Below are 18174 nucleotides of genomic sequence, written 5' to 3' on the forward strand. Positions count from 1 at the left end.
CCCCAGACCACGCATACGATTCAGGATCGCCTCATGACCACACTCGATGTCATCACCTACGGCGAAGCGATGGCGATGTTCGTCGCCACCGAGCCGGGGCCGCTCGCCCAGGTCGGGCACTTCACGAAGCGCGCGGCGGGCGCGGAGCTCAACGTCGCGACCGGCCTCGCGCGCCTTGGCTTCAAGGTGGGCTGGATGAGCCGCGTGGGCGCCGACTCGTTCGGCCAGTTCGTGCGCGACGTGCTCGCGCACGAAGGCGTCGACGCGCGCTGCGTGACTACCGATTCCCGCTTTCCGACCGGCTTCCAGCTCAAGTCGAAGAACGACGACGGCAGTGATCCGGCCATCGAATATTTCCGCCGAGGCTCCGCGGCAAGCCAGCTCTCGACCAGCGACTACCAGGCCGATTACGTGCTCGGCGCACGCCATTTGCACCTGAGCGGCGTGGCGCCCGCGATCTCCGTGTCGTCGCGCGAACTCGCGTTCAAGCTCGCGCGCGAAATGCGCGCCGCGGGCCGCACGATCTCGTTCGACCCGAACCTGCGCCCGACGCTGTGGAGCTCGCAGGCCGAGATGGTCGCCACGCTCAACGAACTCGCGAGTTTCGCCGACTGGGTGTTGCCGGGCGTGGGCGAAGGCCGCGTGCTGACGGGCTCGGACGATCCCGAAGCGATCGCGCGGTTTTATCTTTCGCGCGGCGCGCGCGCGGTGATCGTGAAGCTTGGCGCCCAGGGCGCGTACTACGCGAGCGCAGACGGCGAGCAGGGCCGCGTGGCGGCGCAGCGCGTCGAGCGCGTGGTCGATACGGTGGGCGCCGGCGACGGCTTCGCCGTGGGCGTGGTGAGCGCGCTGCTCGAAGGGCGCGCGCTGGCCGAAGCGGTCGCGCGCGGCAATCGGATTGGCGCGCTGGCCGTGCAGGTGATCGGCGACTCGGAAGGCTTGCCGACGCGTGCGCAGCTCGATGCGCTCGAAGGCGCGCAGCCGCGTGCGGGCACTGCCGCCGTGGCCGCAGCGTAGCAGAGCGGTAAAAAGCGGCGCAACGCGGAGCGAATTCGCTAGGCGTGCGCCAACCGACATGAAACAAGAGGGCAGCACTGCCGGTGCCAGGCCCCGTTCAACTGGAGACACCGATGACCTCAACCTCGCTCGCACCGCGCCGCTGGTGGGCAATCATGCCGATCGTGTTCATCACGTACAGCCTTGCCTACCTCGACCGCGCCAACTACGGTTTCGCCTCGGCGGCCGGCATCAACAAGGATCTCGGCATCAGCCCGGGGCTCTCCTCGCTGATCGGCGCGCTGTTCTTCCTCGGTTATTTCTTCTTTCAGCTGCCGGGCGCCGTGTACGCCGAACGCCGCAGCGTGCGCACGCTCGTGTTCGTGAGCCTCGTGCTCTGGGGCGGCTGCGCCGCGCTCACGGGCGTCGTCACGAACATTCCGTCGCTCATGGCGATCCGCTTCGTGCTTGGCGTGGTCGAGGCCGCCGTGATGCCAGCCATGCTCATCTTCATCAGCAACTGGTTCTCGAAGTCCGAACGCTCGCGTGCCAATACGTTCCTCATCCTCGGCAACCCGGTCACGGTGCTGTGGATGTCGGTCGTCTCCGGCTATCTCGTGCACTCGTTCGGCTGGCGCCACATGTTCATCGCCGAAGGCGCGCCCGCCATCCTGTGGGCCGTGTGCTGGTGGTTCCTCGTGCGCGACAAGCCCGCGCAGGTGAGCTGGCTCTCCGACGATGAAAAGCGCGTGCTCGACGCCGCGATGCGCGCCGAGCAGGCCGCCATCAAGCCGGTGCGCAATTACGCCGAAGCGTTTCGCACACCGGCCGTGATGCTGCTCTCGGCGCAGTACTTCTGCTGGAGCATCGGCGTATACGGCTTCGTGCTGTGGCTGCCCTCGATCGTGAAGAACGGCTCGGCGCTCGGCATGGTCGAGACCGGCTGGCTTTCCGCCATGCCGTATCTCGCGGCGACCATCGCCATGCTCGCCGCCTCGTGGGCCTCGGACAAGCTCGACAACCGCCGCGCCTTCGTGTGGCCGTTCCTGCTGGTCGGCGCGCTCGCCTTCGCGGGTTCGTACGCGCTCGGCTCGACGCACTTCTGGGTCTCGTACGCGCTGCTCGTGGTGGCGGGCGCGGCGATGTACGCGCCGTATGGCCCGTTCTTCGCGATCGTGCCCGAGCTGCTGCCGAAGAACGTGGCAGGCGGCGCGATGGCGCTCATCAACAGCATGGGCGCGCTCGGCTCGTTCGTCGGTTCTTATGTGGTCGGCTATCTGAATGGCGCGACGGGCTCGCCTGCGGCATCCTATGCGTTCATGAGCGCGGCGCTGCTCGTTTCGGTCGGCCTCACGCTCGCCGTCAAGCCGCAGCGCGAGGCCGCGCGTGGCTACGCCACGGCGGTTCACGGCAAATAACGCACATCACCTGGCTGACCCATGAAGCAGAAAATCGTTGTCTACAAAGCCGTGCCCGCCGATGTGGCCGACTACCTGCGCGAGCACGCCGAAGTCGTAACTGTCGACGCCGACGCGCCCGGCGCGCTGGCCGCCGCGCTCAAGGACGCCGACGGCGCGATCGGTGCGAGCGTGAAGATCACGCCCGACATGCTGGAGGGCTCGCGCGTGAGGGCGCTCTCCACGATTTCGGTGGGCTACGACCAGTTCGACGTGCCCGATCTCACGAAGCGCGGGATCGTGCTCGCACACACGCCCGACGTGCTGACCGAATCGACGGCCGACACCGTGTTCTCGCTCATCCTCGCGAGCGCTCGCCGCGTGGTCGAGCTGGCCGACTGGGTCAAGGCGGGGCACTGGAAGGGCAGTATCGGGCCCGCGCAATACGGCGTGGAGGTGCAGGGTAAAACGCTCGGCATCGTGGGGCTCGGACGCATCGGCGGCGCCGTCGCGCGGCGCGCGGCGCTCGGCTTCGACATGAGGGTGCTCTACACGAACCGCAGTCCGAACGAAGCCGCCGAGCGCAACTATGGCGCGCGCCGCGTCGAGCTCGACGAACTGCTCGCGAGCGCCGATTTCGTCTGCCTCCAGGTGCCGCTCACCGCGGCCACGCGTCACCTGATCGGTGCCGAAGAGCTCAGGAAGATGAAAAGGAGCGCGATTCTCATCAACGCCTCGCGCGGCGCGACCGTCGACGAGCCGGCGTTGATCGCGGCGCTCGAAGCGGGCACGATCCACGGCGCGGGCCTCGACGTGTTCGAGCACGAGCCGGTCGATCCCGCTTCACCGCTTTTGCGCATGCCCAACGTGGTGGCGCTGCCGCACATCGGTTCCGCCACGCACGAGACACGCCACGCCATGGCGCGCTGCGCGGCCCGGAACCTCGTCGCGGCGCTCGCAGGCACGCTCGACGTGAACATCGTCAACCGCGAGGTGCTCGCGCGATGAGCGCGGGACCGGGGCGCCCCGATGGCGTGGATGGTGCGGAAAAGCGCGCTGGGGCCGCGCCTGCGCGCCGCGCCACCATCAGCGATGTGGCGCGTGAGGCCGGCACCGGCAAGACCAGCATCTCGCGCTATCTGAACGGCGAGCTGGGCGTGCTATCGCCCGATTTGCGCGCACGCATCGAAGCGGCGATCGAGCGCCTCGACTATCGCCCCAACCAGATGGCGCGCGGGCTCAAGCGTGGGCGCAACCGGTTGCTCGGCCTGTTGCTCGCGGATCTCGCCAATCCCTATTCGGTGGAGGTGCTCCAGGGCGTCGAGGCCGCATGTCATGCGCTCGGCTACATGCCGCTCATCTGCCACGCGGCGAACGAGATTGAAATGGAGCGGCGCTATCTCCAGTTGCTCACGACGTATCGCGTGGAAGGCGTGATCGTCAACGCGCTCGGCGTGCGCGAGTCGATGCTCAAACCCGTGGGCGGCGGCGGCATTCCCGCCGTGCTGATCGACCGGACCGTAGACGGTCTCGATGCCGATATGGTCGGTCTCGACAACGCGGCGGCCGTGCATCTTGGCACGAAGCATCTCCTGTCGCGCGGCTACCACGACATCGTGTTCGTCGTGCAGCCGTTCGCGCAGGTCAGCTCGCGGCGCGAACGCGAAGCGGCGTTTCGCGAATCGATGCAGGCCTCCGGGGGAGCGGCACGCGGCCTCACGCACGTGCTCGATCTGCAGGACGAAGCGGCTGTGCAAATCTCGCTCGCGGCGCTCGATGCCCGTCTGGCCCGCGCCGCCGCAAGCGGGGCGCGCTGCGCGCTATTCGCGGCGAACGCGCCGGTGGCGCTGCGCCTTGCGCTCCATCTGAAGGCGGCGCTCGGCGCGCACTGGCAGCAGCGCGTGGCGCTCATCGCCATCGACGATCCCGACTGGGCCGAGCTTGCCGGCATCACCACGATACGCCAGCCGACGCGCGAGATAGGCTACCGCGCGGTGGAGTTCTTGCACGAACGCATCGAGGGTGCCGCCCTCGCGGCCCGCTCGGCGGCGTTCGAGGGCGAGCTCGTGGTGAGGGCGTCGACATTAGGGTGATTACAGCGGCAGCCAGAACGCCTTTTGTGCATGGACCGCGCGGCAGGAAACCACGCAATGGACACTAGACGCACGTCGCCGCGCCGCCAGGGCTGCGCGCCGTGGCCGATATCTGCGATCATTCGGGCTGCGGTGCGCGTCGATGCGTGCCGAACGTCATAAGGAAGCCCATGTCCGTAGCCCCGATCACGCTCGTCTGCCTCTCGCTCGCGACGCTGTTCGTCGCCGCCTTGCCCGTATCGCTCTATCGCCGGTTGCGCCAGCCGCTCGCGCTCGACTGGCGCGATACGATCGCGGGCGTCGCCGTCTTCGCGTTCTTCGCGGCTGTGATCGAGCGTGCCCTCAACGACTACGTGCTGCACGGGAACGCCGCCACCGCGCAACTGATGGCGAATCCCGTCTTCTTCGTCCTGTACGGCGCGTTCGCCGCGGGCGTGTGCGAGGAAGTCGGGCGTTATATCGCCATGCGCCTCATCGAGCGCCGCGCTGCGCGCAAGCCCAACATCCCCGCAGACAGCGCCGCGTTCGGCTACGGTATCGGCCATGCCGGTGCGGAGGCGTGGTTCGTCGGCGTGCTCGTGCAACTGCAATGGATCGTGTTCGCGGTGCTCGCCAATCGCGGCAATCTAGACGAGCACCTTTCCAACCTCACGCTGGACTCTGTCCTGCGCGTGCATCTGATTCTTTCGAGCCTTTCGCCGCTTTTCGCGGGCGTGTTCGCGATCGAGCGCACGGCGGCATTCGTGTTCCAGATCGCATTGTCGGTGCTGATGTGGCGCGGCGTGCGGGCGGGATGGAAGGGGATTCTGCCGCTCGCGATTCTGGTGCACGCGCTCATCGACGTGCCCGCCGCGATGTACCAGGCGCGTCTCGCGCCGCTCGCGGCCGTGGACGGCTTTTATGCGGTGGCGGCTGCCGTGGTCGCCGTCGCGCTTTTCAGGACGTGCCGCCGCGAGCGGCGCGTTGCGCGCGCCGCGTGAGCGCGCGTGTTCCATCACTCACTTTTCTGGCGTCAATGGAAGCCTATCTGTTTGAATGCGCGAGCCCCGAATTCGATGAGCTCGCACGTGTGATCGCCGACATCTTCCCCGAGCAGACGCGCTTTGCCGAAGAACGAAGTGAAGAAGGCGTGCCGCAACTGGCCGTGCATTGGGTTGCCATGCGCTTCGGCTCGAAGGCGCGCCGCATGGTGCTGACCATCGCGCTCGCGCCCGCCGCGCTCGCCCGCTATCGTGCGTTGCCGCCGCGGCTGCGCGGCCGCAGCTTCGCCGTGCTGCGCGCCTACGTGGAGGCGACGATCGAATCACTCGAGGAACAGCACGCGAAGGGCGAGGACGTGCCGCGCGAGGTGACGATCGCGCTGGACGAAGAATTTGCCTGAGGTTGCTTGAAGCGACGAAGGAAGGGGCGCGGCGCGCCCGCTCCGTGATCGCCAGAGGCTCAGTCGGCGAGGCGGTAGACCTTGGCGAAACGGGCGGCCTGCACGACGCCGTAGTCGCCAGGCGCGTATTGCATGACCCAGTCGCCGGCCACGCCGCTCAGGCGGTCGCCGCCGGCCGAGCGCACGAGCGTGAAGGGTTCGTCCATGCGCTTTGCGAGCACCACGACCTGGCGATTGCGATACGCGCCTGCTTCGCCGTGGGGGAGCGCATCGCTGGCCGGCAGGTATTTCGCGTCGAAGCGTTCGCGCGAGACGACCCAGCGGTCGCCGGTCGACCCGGTGATGATCGCGTCGCCAGGCGCATAGCGGTTCGGGCCTTCGAGGCTCATCAGTTCGCCGGCAAGCGCCGCGAACTCGACGCTCACGGTTTCGTCCTTGACGACGCGCTGGGCGGCGGCGTCGCCGCGCAGGTCGAGTTGGGTCAGTTCAATCATGGTGGCAGCAGCGGACCTGCTTCCCAAAAGTCGTGTTCCAGGGAAGCGACGGACGGGCGAGTGCGCCGGTCCGTCGCGTGGCCCGCAAGGGTAACCTGGATTGGACTGCCGCGCACGAATGGCAGCACGGGCGCCGGGCCGATCGACGGGGCGCTGCGCCCGCCTCGGACCGAATGCCGGGCTTAACTGCGAGACTTAACTGCGAGACTTAACTGCGAGACTTAACTGCGGGGCTTTACTGCGCAGCCGGCGTGCTGGCCGGCTCGGCGTCGCTTGCCGCGGCGCCTGGCGAAGACTTGCTCTTGTGCTTCGGCTTCGTCGCTTTGCCCGACTGGCCATGCTCATGCTCGTGGCCGTGGCGGAAGGTCTGGTCGGCGAGCTTCTTTTGCTCGGGCGAAAGGCTCGTGTAGAGCGGCTCGAATGCGGTGACGAGCTTCTGCATGTCTTCGGCGTGCGCCTGGGCGATCTGCGCGTACTGCTTCATGTCGTCGAGTGCGTTGCGCGTGTTTTCGGTTTCCATGCGCTGCTTGTAGAGCGCGCCCATGGTTTGGCCGTTGCTGCGCATGACGTCGGCGAACGTCTTCCACTGCGGCTCCTGCTCGGGCGTGATCTTGAGCTGCGTGTGCAGCCACGTGATGCGCTCCTCGACACGCTGCTGATGCTGCGCGGCGCGCACATCGGCGCTCGATGCGGCCGCGACGGTGGCCGAAGCGGCAGGCGCGGCGCTTTGCGCGAACGCGCCGCTCATCGAGAGCGAGGCGGCAAGGATGACAAGCGCTTTTTTCATTGTGACTCCTCGAATCGTTTCGTAGCGGGTGTTTCGTAGCGGGTGTTTCGTAGCGATAGCACGGCCAGAACGGCTGCAGCCGCTATTAGTATCACGTTATCGCTTCGCTACGCCCCGGCTGCGACACTTGCTTACAAACGAAACGCGTGGAAATACCCGTCGCGCATGGGACACGACGCGCCTGGCCTCGCGCGATAATGTCCGCCTTCCGACTACCGATACCGACCGCCTCCCGATGAGACCCCCGCGCCTCGATCAACTCGACGACCTCGACCGCAGCCTCGTTGCGCTGCTGCAGGAAAACGCCCGTGAGAGCGTTGCGAATCTCGCGCGGCGCCTCGGCGTCGCGCGCACCACCGTGCTCGCGCGGATCGCGCGCCTCGAGCGCACGCAGGTGATAGCCGGTTATGGCGTGCGGCTCGGCCAGGACGTGCTCGATGCGAGCCTGCAGGCGTGGGTGGGGCTCATCATCGCGCCGCGCCACGGGCCGGACGTGCAAAAGCGGCTCGGCAAGATGCCCGAAGTGCAGTTGCTCTGCGCGGTGAGCGGAGAGTACGACTACGTTGCATGGCTGCGCGCCGATTCGCCCGACCGGCTCAACGACCTGCTCGACCAGATCGGCGGCATCCCGGGCGTGGAGCGCACGACCACGTCCATCGTGCTCGCGCGCAAGATCGATCGCGGTTCCGTGACGGGCTGAAGTGGGATGCCGTCGCGGCTGAAAAGCGGCGCGTTGCGCATCGAAATCCGCGCTTTTCGACATTCCGACGAAGTTCATGGTCAGAATGACGAAAACTGCGGTCGTAGCGCATCGTTTTGCATCTAGGAACCGTTTTTGACTCTCCCTAGACTGTGTTTGAGCGGGCGCTGCCCATCCCCAAGCATAGAAAACCAAAGGAGAGGACATGAAAGTCGCAATTGCAGGCGCCGGTTTGATCGGCCACACCATTGCCCATATGCTGCGCGAAAGCGGCGACTACGAAGTGGCCGCGTTCGACCGCGATGCGAAAGCGCTCGAGCCGCTCGCGGCGCAGGGCATCCCGACCGCGCGTGTCGATTCCGGCGACGCCGCCGCGCTGCGCGGCGCGCTCGAAGGCTATGACGTGCTCATCAACGCGCTGCCGTATTACCTGGCGGTGAACGTCGCTTCGGCGGCGAAAGGCGCGGGTGTCCATTACTTCGATCTGACCGAGGACGTGCGCGCCACCCACGCAATCCGCACGCTGGCCGATGGCGCCGATCATGTCTTCATGCCGCAATGCGGCCTGGCGCCCGGCTTCATCGGCATTGCGGCCCACGCGCTCGCGAGCCGCTTCACGGAAATCCGCGACGTCAAGATGCGCGTGGGTGCGTTGCCGCAGTTCCCCACCAACGCGCTCAAGTACAACCTCACGTGGAGCGTGGACGGCCTGATCAACGAATATTGTCAGCCATGCGAAGCGATTCGCGACGGGCGCACGCAGTGGGTGCAGCCGCTGGAGGGTCTCGAGCATTTCTCGCTCGACGGCGTGGAGTACGAAGCATTCAATACGTCGGGTGGCCTCGGCACGCTCTGCGAGACGCTTTCGGGCAAAGTCGAGTCGCTCGACTACAAGTCGGTGCGGTATCCGGGCCATCGCGCGCTCATGCAGTTCCTGCTCGAAGACCTGCGCCTTTCGAGCGACCGCGACACGCTCAAGGCCATCATGCGCCGCTCGGTGCCCGCCACCGAGCAGGATGTCGTGCTCATCTTCATGACCGTCACCGGCATGCGCGATGGCAAGCTCGTCCAGGAAGTGTTCACGCGCAAGATCTTCGCGAAGACGGTGTGCGGCGTGCCGATGAGCGCGATCCAGATCACCACGGCCGGCGCGATGTGCGCCGTGCTCGACCTGTTCCGCGAAAAGCGCCTGCCGCAAGCCGGATTCGTGCGTCAGGAGCAGGTCTCGCTCCAGCAGTTCCTCGCGAACCGCTTCGGCCAGGTGTACGAAGGCTCGACGCTCGAGGCTCGCGCAAAGGTGCCGGCCTGACGGCTTACGGCGCTGACTGTCCTGTGCCTGGCCTGCCAGCCGATACGATGCGCTGCAGCAACGCATCGTAGTCGGCTTCGGCGGGCGCGGTGTTGTCGAACAGGATGAGACCGTCGAGCTGCGCCCCCGACGGCATGAAGCGCCGCTTCCGGTATTCGTCCCAGTGAGCGAGCTTGTAGGCGTCGATCGGATGCGCCCGCGCGATGATGCGCTCGTGCGCCGTTTCCTCGCTCGTATGGATCCACACCACGGTGATCGCAACCTGCGGTCCGACATTCAGCCACGCGCGATCGAACAGCTTGCGATCGCGCACTTCCCGCGAGAGCGGTCCCACCACGAGCACGCTCACCCCCAGTTCGAGGTTCTCGCGAGCGGTGTCGATGAGCCCCTGGTACTCGGGGTCGCGTAGATGCTGCAAGAAGAGGGGGCTGTCGCGGTCGTTCGGGTCCTGCGTGAGCGCGCCCATCGCGGCCGCGCTATAGCGGCCGTAAAGCGTGTCCTTGTCCAGCAGGCAGAACGGCTCGCCGGTCTCGCGCGCGAGCGGGCCGAACAGGCGTTTGGCGAGCGACGTCTTGCCGGTTCCGGCGTGGCCGCAGAGGAAAACCAGTCGCGTCACGGGCGGGGTGCCTCGCCCCGCTGCGTGTCGGCCTGCTGGGAGCCGGCTTTTTCCGCGCCGCCCGGGCCGTGCCCGTCGAGGAACTTGCCGTTGGCGTCGAGCCACATCACGTTGATGATGCCGAAGCCGAGCGCCACGCCGATGCCGAGGATCCACGAGAAGTACCACATCGCTTTTGCCTCCCCTACGCTCATGTTGCGCGCTGTCGCGCGATCTCCGAAGCATATAACATCGATCATCGGCACGACGCGCCCGTGCGGATATCATGGGCCCGAACCGGGCAACGAAGCCAACGAAGCCACCGAAGGCCAGGCAAGACAAGGGGAAAGCGCCCATGCCATCGCGCAGGTTGCTTGCATGCATCGCCGCCGTAGCGGCGCTAACCACTGTGACGGTGCTCGGGCTCGGCGGCTGTGCCGAAGAACCTGCGCCGGCGCAGCCATTCAAGGCCGTGCCGGCCGAGCGTATCTTGCGGCCAGGCTATACGGAGGCGGGCGAGGGCCTCGTCGCCGTGGACGTGCGCCGCGAGCGCACGCGCAACGTCATCGTGAAGTTCCGCGACGCGCCGGTCTACATCGACGGCGAGCCCGTCACCGACCTGATGGACGGCGAGCACGTCACGTTCTACCTCAAGCCCGGTATTCACCGCATCGGCGTGACGACGCAGTTCGATCCCGTGCTCGAACTGCGTTTCCTCGTGGATCCGCGCTATTCGAACCGTGCGAGCGTTACATTCGACAAGGATCATCGCATCGGCATTCGGCGCGTCGCGCAGTAGGTTGCGTGGAGATGATGGGGAACCGCGCGTGGGCGCCGCCGGTCCACTGAACACCTTACACTGGTCAACCGGTGCAACTCGAAGCGGCGCGGGCGCGCCCCGCCGTCCGGAATAAACGACATGCTCATCAACTGCGTCGCGTATCAAGGCGGCAAGAAACTGGCCGACGTCCCGGTCGAGGCCATCAGCGACTATCTGGTCAAGCCGGAATGTTTCGTCTGGGTGGCGCTCAAGGACCCCGACGCCGGCGAAATGGCGGCGATGAAGGAGGAGTTCGGCCTGCACGCGCTCGCCATCGAAGACGTGATGAACGGCAACCAGCGGCCGAAGATCGAGGAATACGGCAACACGCTATTTTGTGTGCTCCACACGCTCGAACTCGACGACGACGGCGAGGTCATCACGGGCCAGGTGAATGTCTTCGCCGGCCCCAATTTCGTGCTCTCCGTGCGCCACCGCGCGCAGCAGGGCTTCGCCGATGTCCGCGCGCGCTGCGAGCGCGAGCCCGAGCTGCTGCGCGAAGGCTCGGGTTTCGTACTCTATGCGCTCATGGATAGCGTGGTCGACCGCTACGCGCCCGTCATCGAAACGCTTTCGGCCGAGATCGAGGAACTGGAGGACCGCATCTTCGAGAAGCACGACCTCGCGGGCTCGCGGGCGATCATCGAGGATCTCTATTCGCTCAAGCGCCGCCTCGTGATCCTGGCGCACCATGTCACGCCGCTCGTCGACGCCGTGGGCAAGCTCGTGGGCGGTCGTATCCCGCAGATCTGCGTGGGCATGCAGGCTTATTACCGCGATGTCTACGACCACCTCGTGCGGGTGTCCAACATGATCGACGGGCGCCGCGAGATGATCGTCACGGCCATCCAGGTGAGTCTCGGCATGATCTCGCTTGCGGAAAACGAGGTCACCAAGCGGCTCGGCTCGTTCGCCGCGCTGTTCGCCGTGCCGACGATGATCGCGGGTATCTACGGCATGAACTTCGAGCACATACCGGAGCTTCATTTCAGATTCGGCTACCAGATCTGCCTCGCCGTCATGCTCCTGATCGACGTATTCCTGTTTTTCCTCTTTCGCCGGATCAACTGGCTCTGAAGGGGCCGGGCGTCCCTCGGCTCGCGCTGCTGCGGCGCCGCATGGCCGCCGCTGTTGCCATCGACATCGCGAAGTTGACACCACGAAGCGCCTGCACCGAGAATGGGCCGGCAGAGAACGTTTGCGCATAACCAGAAAGCAGGGCCCATCCGGGCCCGACAAACCGGAGCCTTTCGAAAATGAACTCCCGCATTCGCCGCCGCATCCTTCTTGCCAGCACCGCGCTCGCCACCACGGCCGTCACCGGCACATGGCCGCTCGCCGCCCGTGCGCAGGCACGCAAGCCGAAGGTCGCGCTCGTCATGAAGTCGCTCGCCAACGAGTTCTTCCTCACCATGGAGAACGGCGCGAAGGAATACCAGAAGCACAACTCCGCCGACTTCGATCTCATCACCAACGGCATCAAGAACGAAACCGACACGGCCGCGCAGATCCAGATCGTCGAGCAGATGATCGTCTCGAAGGTCGACGCCATCGTGCTCGCGCCAGCCGATTCGAAGGCGCTCGTGCCGGTCGTGAAGAAGGCCGTGGACGCCGGCATCATCGTCGTGAACATCGACAACAAGCTCGATTCCGACGTGCTCAAGTCCAAGGACCTCAACGTGCCATTCGTCGGCCCCGACAACCGCAAGGGCGCGCGCCTCGTCGGCGACTATCTCGCCAAGCGGCTGAAGGCGGGCGACCCGGTGGCCATCGTGGAAGGCGTCTCCACCACGACCAACGCGCAGCAGCGCACCGCGGGCTTCAAGGACGCGATGCAGGCCGTCGGCGCGAAGATCGTGTCGACGCAGTCCGGAGAGTGGGAGATCGACAAGGGCAACGCGGTGGCCGCCGCCATGCTCAACGAGTATCCGGACATCAAGGCGCTCCTGTGCGGCAACGACAACATGGCCATCGGCGCCGTGTCGGCCGTGCGCGCCGCGGGCAAGCAGGGCAAGGTGTACGTGGTCGGCTATGACAACATCGGCGCCATCAAGCCGATGCTCAAGGACGGCCGCGTGCTCGCCACCGCAGACCAGTTCGCGGCCAAGCAGGCCGTGTTCGGCATCGATACGGCCTTGAAGGCGCTCAAGGAGCACAAGAAGCAGTCGGAGCTTTCGGGTATCGTCGAAACGCCCGTGGTGCTCGTCACGAAGTAAGCCGGCGCGGCCGCGCGGCCCGAGCGCCGCCCCCGCGCCGCCCCGATACATGGCGGCGCGAGGGGCTCTTACGCGTGCAAATCAATAAACGCTCAAGAATCCCGCCGCGCGGCCGTTATTTGTACCGGGATGGCCGCATGGGCGGCCGTCTGTCGCCGAGCGGCGAATCGCTGCCCGGCGCGCCGTTTGAGGCCGCTCTACCGGAGCGTGCGGCGGCGCAACCCGCAGCATCCGGGCTGCGCATGCGCCGGTTCGACCCGGCGGCGCCGCTCGCGACTACAGGATCGTGATGGATGCAAATGCCCCCGATGTAGGGTCACCTTCGCCCGCCGTGCTTGCGGTTTCGGGCGTCGGCAAGACCTACGAGCAGCCGGTGCTCGCCGACGTCAGCCTCGCGCTGCACGCCGGCGAAGTGCTTGCGCTCACGGGGGAAAACGGCGCCGGCAAGAGCACGCTCTCGAAGATCGTGAGCGGCCTCACGGCGCCGAGCACCGGCAGCATGACGCTGATGGGACGCCCGTACGCGCCGGCGAGCCGCCGCGAAGCCGAGGCGCTCGGCGTGCGCATGGTCATGCAGGAGCTGAACCTGCTGCCCACGCTCACCGTCGCGGAGAACCTTTTTCTGGATCGCCTGCCGCAGTCGGGGCCGCTGCGCTTCGGCTGGATCGATCGCAAGCGGCTGCGCGAGAACGCGCGGACGGCGATGGCGCAGGTCGGGCTGGAGGCGATCGACCCCGATACGCTGGTGGGCGAGCTTGGCATCGGGCATCAGCAGCTCGTGGAGATCGCGCGCAACCTGATCGGCGCCGCCGATGGTCCGGGCAGCGCGGATGCCATGCGCGTGCTGATCCTCGACGAGCCCACGGCCATGCTCACGGCTCGCGAGGTCGAGCTGCTGTTCGAGCAGATTGCGCGGCTGAAGGCGCGCGGCGTGGCGATCGTCTACATTTCGCACCGGCTCGAAGAACTCGAGCGCATCGCCCAGCGCGTCGCGGTGTTGCGCGACGGCAAGCTCGTGCGCGTCGATGCCATGTGCAACCTCACGCCCGAGCGCATCGTGGCGCTGATGGTGGGGCGGGAGCTTGGCGAGCGCATCGATCTGGGCCAGCGGCGCATCGGCGCACCGCTCCTGAAGGTGGAAGGGCTCACGCGGGCGAAGGCCGTGCGCGAGGTGTCGTTCGAAGTGCGCGCGGGGGAGATTTTCGGCATTTCGGGGTTGATCGGGGCGGGCCGAACGGAGCTGATGCGGCTCATCTACGGGGCCGACCGCATGGAGCGCGGCACCGTGGCGCTGGCGCCGCGGCCCGGCGCGGCGCCGGAGCCGGTGCAGATCGCTTCGCCCGTCGACGCCGTGCGTCTAGGCATCGCGCTCATCACCGAGGACCGCAAGGGCGAAGGGCTGCTGCTGCCGCAGCCGGTCGCTGCCAACGTGACGTTAGGCAACGTGCGCGCCGTGTCGCGCTACGGCGTGGTGGACGCCGCCCGCGAGAATACCCTCGCGCGCACGCAGATCGACGCGCTGCGCATCCGCACGGCCGGGCCCGCGCAGCCGGTGGGCGAACTCTCGGGCGGCAACCAGCAGAAGGTCGTGATCGGCCGCTGGCTCGCGCGCGACATCACACAGTCGATGCGCGTCGTGCTGTTCGACGAGCCCACACGCGGCATCGACGTCGGCGCGAAGTTCGACATCTACGCGCTGCTGGGCGCGCTCGCACGCGAGGGACGCGCGCTCGTGGTGGTGTCGAGCGACCTGCGCGAGTTGATGCTGATCTGCGACCGGATCGGCGTAATGTCGGCGGGGAAGATGACGGCCATCTACGGTCGCGACGAATGGAGCCAGGACAAGCTGCTGGCCGCCGCTTTCGCCGGTCTGCGCGCCGAGGATGCGCTGCTGGCCGACGCCGCGGATTTGCCTGGGACGCCTGGCGTGGCCGGCATGCGAGCCAGCGTGCAAACGCGAAACGCGCAGCAGGAAAACGACCCACGAGGGAGCGCTTGATGACGAACGAGCCATTGCGCGGGCAACCGTCGCCCCAGGGCGACAAAAGCGGTGGACGAACCGGTTCGTCCCAAAGTCTGTCCGCCAGCGTGCCGGATTCGGCCGCACATGCTGCAGCGGCGAGCGGCAAGCCAGTGGGCACGCGCTTTGGCCTGTCGAACTACCTGGGCCTCGCGCTCGCGCTGGTGGCGATGATCGTGCTGTTCTCGCTGCTGAGTTCGCACTTCCTCACGTACGATACGTTCAGTACGATCGCCAATCAGATACCCGATCTGGTGGTGATGGCCGTGGGCATGACCTTCGTGCTGATCATCGCGGGAATCGATCTCTCGGTGGGCTCCGTGCTCGCGCTGGGGGCCTCGGTGGTGAGCGTGGCGGCGCTCAAGTGGGGCTGGGGCGCGCTGCCGGCGGCGCTGCTCGGTCTGCTCGCCGCGGCGGCCACGGGTACGCTCACGGGGGCGGTCACGGTGGGATGGCGCATTCCTTCGTTCATCGTCTCGCTGGGCGTGCTCGAAGCGGCGCGCGGCCTTGCGTATCAGATGACGAATTCGCGCACCGCGTATATCGGCGACGCGTTCGACTTCCTCTCGAACCCGATCGCCTTCGGCATCTCGCCGGCGTTCCTGATCGCGGTGGCCGTGATGGTGATCGCGCAGCTGACGCTTACGCGCACGGTCTTCGGCCGCTATCTGGTCGGCATCGGCACCAATGAGGAAGCGGTGCGTCTGGCGGGCGTCGATCCGAGACCCTACAAGGTGATCGTCTTCGCGTTGATGGGCGCGCTTGCGGGGCTCGCGGCACTCTTCCAGATCTCGCGCCTCGAAGCCGCCGATCCCAACGCGGGCGTGGGTCTGGAACTGCAGGTGATCGCGGCGGTGGTGATCGGCGGCACGAGCTTGATGGGCGGGCGCGGCTCGGTGATCAGCACGTTCTTCGGCGTGTTGATCATCTCGGTGCTGGCCGCCGGGCTCGCCCAGATCGGCGCGAACGAACCCACCAAGCGCATCATCACTGGCGCGGTGATCGTCGTCGCGGTCGTGCTCGATACGTATCGCAGCCGGCGAGGCAGCAAGCGGTAGCAGGACATAACAACGTTTACGAGGGCGCGGCCCGCAGTGCAACGCGGGCCGGCGGAAATGACCGGGAAAGCGACGCCTGACCATACCAACAACGGGCGCGCATAGAGCCGGCAGCAACAGGGCTGCAGAAAAGCAGGAGCAACATACAGATGGCGACGATCAAGGATGTGGCCGCCGTGGCGGGGGTATCTTTCACGACGGTGTCGCATGTGGTGAACAACTCGCGTCCGGTGTCGGCGGACGTGCGGGCCAAGGTCGAGCGCGCGATCCGCGACCTGAACTACGTGCCGTCGGCGGTCGCGCGCTCGCTCAAGGCGCGCGCCACGGCGACAGTGGGGCTGCTCGTGCCGAACGGCACCAATCCGTATTTCGCGGAGCTGGCGCGCGGCGTGGAAGATGCGTGCGCGCGCAAGGGCTACTGCGTGTTCTTCTGCAACTCCGACGACGATCCGGCCAAGCAGCGCAACTACCTGCGCGTGCTGCAGGAAAAGCGCATCGACGGCCTCATCGTCGCCTCGGCCGGGGACGACGCCGTGCTGGCCTCGACGCTCGCCGATGCCCGCGAGCCGCTCGTCGTCATCGACCGCAACATCGAAGGGCTCGACGCCGATCTCGTGCAGATCGACCACGAGCGGGGCGCCTGGCTCGCCACGCGGCACCTTCTCGAGCTCGGACACTCGCGCATCGGCTGCATCACCGGGCCGGTCACCGCCGCGGTGAGCGCGATGCGCATGCATGGCTTCCTGCGCGCCATGTCCGAGCGCGGCGTGGAGATCGCGCCGGACGCGATCGTCGAAAGCGATTTTTCCGGTGCGGGCGGCTACCGCGCGGCGGCGCAGCTGTTCGACACCGTGCGGCCGACGGCGATCTTCGCCGGCAACGACATGATGGGCATCGGGGCATTGCGCGCGGCGGCCGAGCGCGGGTTGCACGTGCCGCGTGACTGCTCGATCATCGGTTTCGACGACATCGAGCTCGGCCACTTCACCTGGCCCACGCTCTCCACAGTCGGCCAACCGGCGCGCGCGCTCGGCGACATGGCGGCGCTCACACTGATCGAGCGCATTGCGAGCGCCCGCGCGGATGACGCGAAGGTGCGCCGCCGCGTGATGCCGCCCACACTCTTCGCCCGCGAATCGACAGGGCCGTGGAGCGGGGCGGAGGATGTTGCGCCGCTTGCGGCCTGAGCCAGGGACGGCCCGGGCCATTGGCCCATAACCCAAACCGCGCCCGACGCGGTGCCCGACACCAGCAGCCATCGAGGAGGCGTCGTGACGACTGATGCATCAAAGCCAGCGGGCGCGCGCGGGCGCGTGGCCGTGGTGGGTAGCCTGAACATGGATCTCGTTGCGCGCGCGCCGCGGCTGCCGAACCCCGGCGAGACGCTAGCGGGCAGCGCATTCGCGCAGGTGGCGGGCGGCAAAGGCGGCAACCAGGCCGTGGCTGCGGCACGCCTCGGCGCCCACGTGGCGATGATTGGCCGAGTGGGCGCGGACAGCAACGGCGACGTGCTGCGCGCGGGGCTCGTGGCCGAAGGCATCGACTGCGGCGCGCTCGAAACGTCCGCGAGCGCGCCGACCGGCGTGGCACTCATCATCGTGGACGACGCGAGCCAGAACGCCATCGTCATCGTTGCCGGGAGCAATGGCGAACTCACGCCTGAGACGATCGCGCGCCACGAGGCCGTGCTCGCGCAGGCCGATGTGGTGGTCTGCCAGCTCGAAACGCCCACCGATGCCGTGGCGGCCGCGCTTGCCGCCGCGCGGCGTCTCGGCAAGATCACCATCCTCAATCCGGCGCCTGCCACCGGACCGCTGCCGGCGGCGTGGCTCGCGCTCGTCGATTATGTCGTGCCAAACGAACTCGAGGCGGCGATGCTGACCGGCTTGGCGGCGGGCACGCCGGACGAGGCCGCGCGCGCCGCGCTTGCGCTGCGCGAGGCGGGCGCGCACAACGTGCTCGTGACGCTCGGCGCACGGGGCGTGTGCGCGCTGCTCGACGGCGCGGCGCCCGTGCATTTGCCCGCGCCGCGGGTGAGGGCCGTTGACACCACGGCGGCCGGCGACACCTTCATTGGCGCACTGGCGGCGCGTCTGGCCACGGGCGCGGCGGCGCTCGATGCCATCGCGTTTGCGCTGCGTGCGGCGTCGATATCGGTTACGCGCGCGGGCGCGCAGCCGTCCATCCCCACGTTTGCCGAAGTGGCGGGCTGAGCGGCTCTTTACATTTTTGGTCGCACAGTGCCCTCGGTGTAAATCCCTAATACTTCATACCATATACAGATTTCAAGGCCCTGAAGCCCTTTGCC

Annotated in this window: 19 protein-coding genes; 15 read left to right on the plus strand and 4 right to left on the minus strand. The window is 67.2% G+C overall.

The window, feature by feature from the left end; all coding sequences use genetic code 11:
• Positions 1-33 precede the first annotated feature (33 nt).
• From VSR34_RS26285 to VSR34_RS26310, 6 genes are all read left to right on the plus strand, one after another.
• Entirely contained in the window at positions 34-1017 is a 984-nt protein-coding gene (locus VSR34_RS26285; RefSeq protein WP_342963995.1) for a sugar kinase, read from the plus strand.
• A gap of 113 nt (positions 1018-1130) precedes the next feature.
• Positions 1131-2414, plus strand: a complete 1284-nt coding sequence (locus tag VSR34_RS26290) for an MFS transporter (protein WP_028211502.1) — start codon at positions 1131-1133, stop codon at positions 2412-2414.
• A 21-nt stretch (positions 2415-2435) separates the two neighbouring features.
• Positions 2436-3401: a D-glycerate dehydrogenase gene (locus VSR34_RS26295; protein ID WP_028231279.1), complete on the plus strand. Its 966-nt coding sequence runs from the start codon at positions 2436-2438 to the stop codon at positions 3399-3401.
• The gene (locus tag VSR34_RS26300) at positions 3398-4486 is read left to right on the plus strand and encodes a substrate-binding domain-containing protein (RefSeq protein ID WP_042288869.1); all 1089 of its coding nucleotides are present in this window, start codon (positions 3398-3400) and stop codon (positions 4484-4486) included. The genes VSR34_RS26295 and VSR34_RS26300 overlap by 4 nt, the downstream gene beginning before the upstream one ends.
• A gap of 170 nt (positions 4487-4656) precedes the next feature.
• Complete coding sequence (locus tag VSR34_RS26305) at positions 4657-5466, plus strand: YhfC family intramembrane metalloprotease (RefSeq protein WP_342963996.1); 810 nt, start codon at positions 4657-4659, stop codon at positions 5464-5466.
• Positions 5467-5501: 35 nt separating this feature from the next.
• A complete protein-coding gene (locus VSR34_RS26310) occupies positions 5502-5867 on the plus strand; it encodes a DUF3022 domain-containing protein (RefSeq protein WP_028211506.1) in 366 nt (121 codons plus the stop codon).
• 59 nt (positions 5868-5926) lie between these two features.
• Here VSR34_RS26310 and VSR34_RS26315 read toward each other — a convergent pair whose 3' ends face one another.
• Positions 5927-6361: a PGDYG domain-containing protein gene (locus tag VSR34_RS26315; RefSeq protein ID WP_342963997.1), complete on the minus strand. Its 435-nt coding sequence runs from the start codon at positions 6359-6361 to the stop codon at positions 5927-5929.
• Between the two features lie 235 nt (positions 6362-6596).
• The gene (locus tag VSR34_RS26320) at positions 6597-7148 is read right to left on the minus strand and encodes a Spy/CpxP family protein refolding chaperone (RefSeq protein WP_342963998.1); all 552 of its coding nucleotides are present in this window, start codon (positions 7146-7148) and stop codon (positions 6597-6599) included.
• A gap of 235 nt (positions 7149-7383) precedes the next feature.
• Here VSR34_RS26320 and VSR34_RS26325 point away from each other — a divergent pair, with 235 nt between their 5' ends.
• Complete coding sequence (locus VSR34_RS26325) at positions 7384-7848, plus strand: Lrp/AsnC family transcriptional regulator (protein WP_028211509.1); 465 nt, start codon at positions 7384-7386, stop codon at positions 7846-7848.
• 205 nt (positions 7849-8053) lie between these two features.
• Positions 8054-9157 (plus strand): saccharopine dehydrogenase C-terminal domain-containing protein, encoded by a 1104-nt coding sequence (locus tag VSR34_RS26330; RefSeq protein ID WP_342963999.1) that lies wholly within the window; start codon positions 8054-8056, stop codon positions 9155-9157.
• A 4-nt stretch (positions 9158-9161) separates the two neighbouring features.
• Here VSR34_RS26330 and VSR34_RS26335 read toward each other — a convergent pair whose 3' ends face one another.
• Positions 9162-9773, minus strand: a complete 612-nt coding sequence (locus VSR34_RS26335) for an ATP-binding protein (protein WP_028211511.1) — start codon at positions 9771-9773, stop codon at positions 9162-9164.
• The gene (gene cydX / locus VSR34_RS26340) at positions 9770-9943 is read right to left on the minus strand and encodes a cytochrome bd-I oxidase subunit CydX (protein WP_051381430.1); all 174 of its coding nucleotides are present in this window, start codon (positions 9941-9943) and stop codon (positions 9770-9772) included. The genes VSR34_RS26335 and cydX overlap by 4 nt, the downstream gene beginning before the upstream one ends.
• A 164-nt stretch (positions 9944-10107) precedes the next feature.
• Between cydX and VSR34_RS26345 the strand changes: the two genes are divergently transcribed.
• From VSR34_RS26345 to rbsK, 7 genes are all read left to right on the plus strand, one after another.
• Complete coding sequence (locus VSR34_RS26345) at positions 10108-10551, plus strand: hypothetical protein (protein ID WP_028211512.1); 444 nt, start codon at positions 10108-10110, stop codon at positions 10549-10551.
• A gap of 120 nt (positions 10552-10671) precedes the next feature.
• Positions 10672-11649, plus strand: a complete 978-nt coding sequence (gene corA, locus VSR34_RS26350; RefSeq protein WP_342964000.1) for a magnesium/cobalt transporter CorA — start codon at positions 10672-10674, stop codon at positions 11647-11649.
• Between the two features lie 179 nt (positions 11650-11828).
• The gene (locus VSR34_RS26355) at positions 11829-12788 is read left to right on the plus strand and encodes a sugar ABC transporter substrate-binding protein (protein ID WP_028211514.1); all 960 of its coding nucleotides are present in this window, start codon (positions 11829-11831) and stop codon (positions 12786-12788) included.
• 289 nt (positions 12789-13077) lie between these two features.
• Positions 13078-14787: a sugar ABC transporter ATP-binding protein gene (locus VSR34_RS26360; RefSeq protein ID WP_081723438.1), complete on the plus strand. Its 1710-nt coding sequence runs from the start codon at positions 13078-13080 to the stop codon at positions 14785-14787.
• Positions 14787-15866: an ABC transporter permease gene (locus VSR34_RS26365; protein WP_028211515.1), complete on the plus strand. Its 1080-nt coding sequence runs from the start codon at positions 14787-14789 to the stop codon at positions 15864-15866. The genes VSR34_RS26360 and VSR34_RS26365 overlap by 1 nt, the downstream gene beginning before the upstream one ends.
• Before the next feature lie 149 nt (positions 15867-16015).
• On the plus strand, positions 16016-17053 hold the full coding sequence (locus VSR34_RS26370) for a LacI family DNA-binding transcriptional regulator (RefSeq protein WP_028211516.1): 1038 nt from the start codon (positions 16016-16018) through the stop codon (positions 17051-17053).
• 84 nt (positions 17054-17137) lie between these two features.
• Positions 17138-18079 (plus strand): ribokinase, encoded by a 942-nt coding sequence (gene rbsK / locus VSR34_RS26375; protein WP_036018720.1) that lies wholly within the window; start codon positions 17138-17140, stop codon positions 18077-18079.
• Positions 18080-18174: the final 95 nt, after the last annotated feature.

Source organism: Paraburkholderia sp. JHI2823, assembly GCF_038900695.1.
Taxonomy (GTDB): Bacteria; Pseudomonadota; Gammaproteobacteria; order Burkholderiales; family Burkholderiaceae; genus Paraburkholderia; species Paraburkholderia mimosarum.